Origin of the sequence: Chryseotalea sanaruensis, from assembly GCF_003990915.1 — a bacterium.
Taxonomy (GTDB): Bacteria; Bacteroidota; Bacteroidia; order Cytophagales; family Cyclobacteriaceae; genus Chryseotalea; species Chryseotalea sanaruensis.
The window spans coordinates 1-3,193 of sequence record NZ_BHXQ01000018.1 but is presented as its reverse complement, the minus strand read 5'-3'; the positions used below and the strand labels follow the sequence as shown (position 1 = coordinate 3,193).

Genomic DNA, 3,193 nt, shown 5'->3' with positions numbered 1-3,193 from the left:
ATATCAACTTTCAAGTCGTCAAGAATCAATTCAACCTCGTCAATCGTTTTTGAAGTCAGTAATTTCTCAAATGTCCGTGTTACTATTTCCATGGTCTAATCTGTCCAACGGCATTGCTGGCAACGTTCGTGTATGTGCAGTTTAAATTTCCTTTAAAAAATAATTAATCAAATTTAAATTGCACATACACATTGTTAGCGGCAGTGCGGTCGCACAGTTCATATGTATCCTGCTGTCACAAAGCCTAAAAGTCCAAAGATGCCACTCATTACTAGCATACCAGAAATCCTGGATGTCAGACTTAAAGTTTTCGTGTATTCCTCTTTGTCGGCAAAGTTAGCTTTCAGAATAATTGACAGTTTCCAACCGATTGTCCCGTCATAAATTCCCGTCAAACATACGATGATGAGTGTCCACGGTAATGTCGAAATAGAATGTCCACGATAGCCTAGCCAAAAATAGACCAAAAACGAAATAGGTGTCAGGTAAACATACTTGTAATTCAGCTTCCTTGATGATATTGAACCCAGTACGTCAATTGTCGTCACGGCTGCAAGTCCTGAAGTCAATAGTAGAATTATGTCGGTTAAGTCTAAAGTCATTCTCTGTCGGTTTTAAGCATTGCCGCTAACCTTTAGATTCAAACCATGATTTGAAGTAAAGGTATTAATCGTTAAATTTTATAAACAAAAGCAGCCGGAGCACTATGCCGCCAACCAAGTTGTGAGGCTTATCCAGCGATTCAGTCCGACTGCTTCTTTAATGTTGTGAGAAGGGATCAAATAGATATTCAAGGCGTGAGGGCCTATTATAAAGGTTTCGATCCGAAGCTCACTTTTTTAATTACTAAATGAAAGTTATGGAAAAGTCAGAACAAACCCAATCGTACAGCTGGATACTCGGCATCGATGTTTCCAAGCAAAGTATTGACACCTGTTTGATCCGCAGTTTGGATGGACAGATTTTTGAGAACAAGTTCAACAACAATGCATCAGGCTTCCGCCAATTGAAACAGTGGTGCAAGCAGCAACAATGTGAGTGTGATGCTACCACGTTGTGTTGCATGGAACACACAGGTTTGTATACACGTTTGCTGGTGCATTACCTGGTAAGTCGAGAAGTAGCTATTTGGTTGGAAAGCTCACTTCAGATTAAACGCAGTCAGGGATTATTACGTGGTAAGTCAGACCGTATTGATGCGCAGCGGATTGCACGCTATGCACATGTATTTCAAAACAAAGCCAATGTGCTTGAAATAAGCACATTGACACTGGAAAAGCTGAAAGATCTTCAGTCAAACCGTAAACGGTTACTCACTGCACTACAAATGCTTCGTACCAGTACAGAAGAGCTAAAGCAATTTGATTCTTCGACCGGCAAACTCATTGATCAAACAAACCGTGAAGCTGTGCGAGGCCTTGAGAAAAGCCTTGAAAAGGTCGATGACCAGATTTTGAAATTTATAAGCGAAGATGAAAGCTTGAAACAGAAGTACGATTTGATGCTCAGTATTAAAGGCGTAGGCAAAGTACTAGCCGCCATGTTGCTGGTATACACGCATGGCTTTAATCGACTTGCCGATGGTCGTAAGCTTGCATGCTACAGCGGAGTGGCTCCATTTGTATATGAAAGTGGTAGCTCGATTCGTGGAAGAACAGGCGTGTCAAAATTTGCGAATGGTGACCTGAAGAAAGTGCTACATATGGCTGCCATTAGTAGCGCACATCACAATCCGGAACTTAAAGAATATTATGAACGAAAGGTGAAAGAAGGCAAAAACAAAATGTCGGTGATCAATGCTGTTCGAAACAAACTGTTGCACAGAATTGTAGCTGTTGTGAATCGTGGAACACCTTACACACCAGAATTAAAAAATAGTTAGAAATAACTTTTTTTAATCATAGATATCGCTGGGCTACATGGCGTGCCGCTTATCGAAGCCCGTATGATTCCAACGTTAAGTAACGAAGTTAGTAGTTTGTGTGTAATTGGCAAACTGTCACGCGGCATGACATGTAGCTATTGTTGTGGGCTGCCGACTAACTTCATTTTCTTAAATCAATGTCTCGTCAATTACTCGCTTAAATTCCCCTCGTCATTATTAATAGAATCGTTAATCAATTCTCCTTATTAAGTCAATACAAAGTAGTATAAGAAATGTTGGAAGTGGCGTTAAAAGTAAAAGCATTGTTTTTCGAAACTTATTTTTAAAATCCAAAGCTTTAAAGAAATACATACTAAAAAGTAATAGACCAGTAACAGTCCATAAGATCACACAATTGTATAGTGTCACAATAGCTACACTCGGATTTTTTTCTGAAATCTTAAAGTTCTCAATTGTTATCCAATAAAAGATGATCACGAAAATTGAAAGGGCTAAATTCTTTATGTTGTTATTCATATAATCCTATTGTCCTTTCATATTTTTACTAGTCAACTGGTATTGGTCGGTTGCCCACAACGTCTGCATATAAAGCGTGCCGGCAGTCCAAATTAATAATTAATTAACAATTCTGCCGGCATGATTTATATGCTTTGTTGTGCACAGTTTGCGTTACTCTACTCTGAAATAGTAAGTCGGTCGTTTCCTCCGGTCCCAAATTCCTGATTCTTTCGTTCTTAGAACCTGTCCTGTTTTACTCATCAGGTAAAGTCTTTTGCCTTTTATTGAAAGTCGATCAGTTATCCTATCTACATTTCTATTTTGCCCGCCACCACTAATTAAGTTAACGACAAGTTCTTCGCCTTTAATTCTATTTGATTTTTCATCAGAAGATAATACTAATGAGTCAGGTTTACCTTCTCTTGTCAGAGTGTCGTATACGTTTTTGATATTCAGGTAAAGTTTCTTGCCGGAGACTCTCCATTGTCCAGTTGTCCATGAACTTGCTAGATCAAATTTCCATTCATATCTAAATGTGGAGTCTGGCCTTAACTCCAAACTGTGTCCGTAGTAAGCATTATACGTTCCAGTTAAATTTTGTCCCCAAGATGAAAGACTAATAATTGTCAAAAGGGAAATTGTTGTTAGTTTCATTAGTCTACTCTGTCCAGCAAATTGTGCACAACGTTTATGTATGAAACGTGGCTGGGTTTTCGAAGTGCTATCCTGTCCCACGTGACCAAACGTAATTTGAAAACTAAACTACAAATTTACACTGAGCCCCAGCCATGTTTTATACATTTTGTTGCC

3 protein-coding genes are annotated in these 3,193 nt (G+C 38.9%); 1 reads left to right on the top strand and 2 read right to left on the bottom strand.

All coding sequences use genetic code 11. From position 1 onward, the window contains the following. Positions 1-218 precede the first annotated feature (218 nt). Entirely contained in the window at positions 219-548 is a 330-nt protein-coding gene (locus SanaruYs_RS19925; RefSeq protein WP_148115051.1) for a hypothetical protein, read from the bottom strand. A 311-nt stretch (positions 549-859) separates the two neighbouring features. Here SanaruYs_RS19925 and SanaruYs_RS19920 point away from each other — a divergent pair, with 311 nt between their 5' ends. After that, positions 860-1,882, top strand: a complete 1,023-nt coding sequence (locus SanaruYs_RS19920; RefSeq protein WP_160118737.1) for an IS110 family RNA-guided transposase — start codon at positions 860-862, stop codon at positions 1,880-1,882. A gap of 672 nt (positions 1,883-2,554) precedes the next feature. Here the strand turns inward: SanaruYs_RS19920 and SanaruYs_RS19915 are convergent. Next, on the bottom strand, positions 2,555-3,037 hold the full coding sequence (locus tag SanaruYs_RS19915; protein WP_127124378.1) for a hypothetical protein: 483 nt from the start codon (positions 3,035-3,037) through the stop codon (positions 2,555-2,557). Between the last annotated feature and the right edge of the window lie 156 nt (positions 3,038-3,193).

Excerpts from the sequence above, each read along its gene's own strand:
- SanaruYs_RS19920 (WP_160118737.1), top strand. The coding sequence starts at position 860 with ATGGAAAAGTCAGAACAAACCCAATCGTACAGCTGGATACTCGGCATC.
- SanaruYs_RS19915 (WP_127124378.1), bottom strand. The coding sequence starts at position 3,037 with ATGAAACTAACAACAATTTCCCTTTTGACAATTATTAGTCTTTCATCT.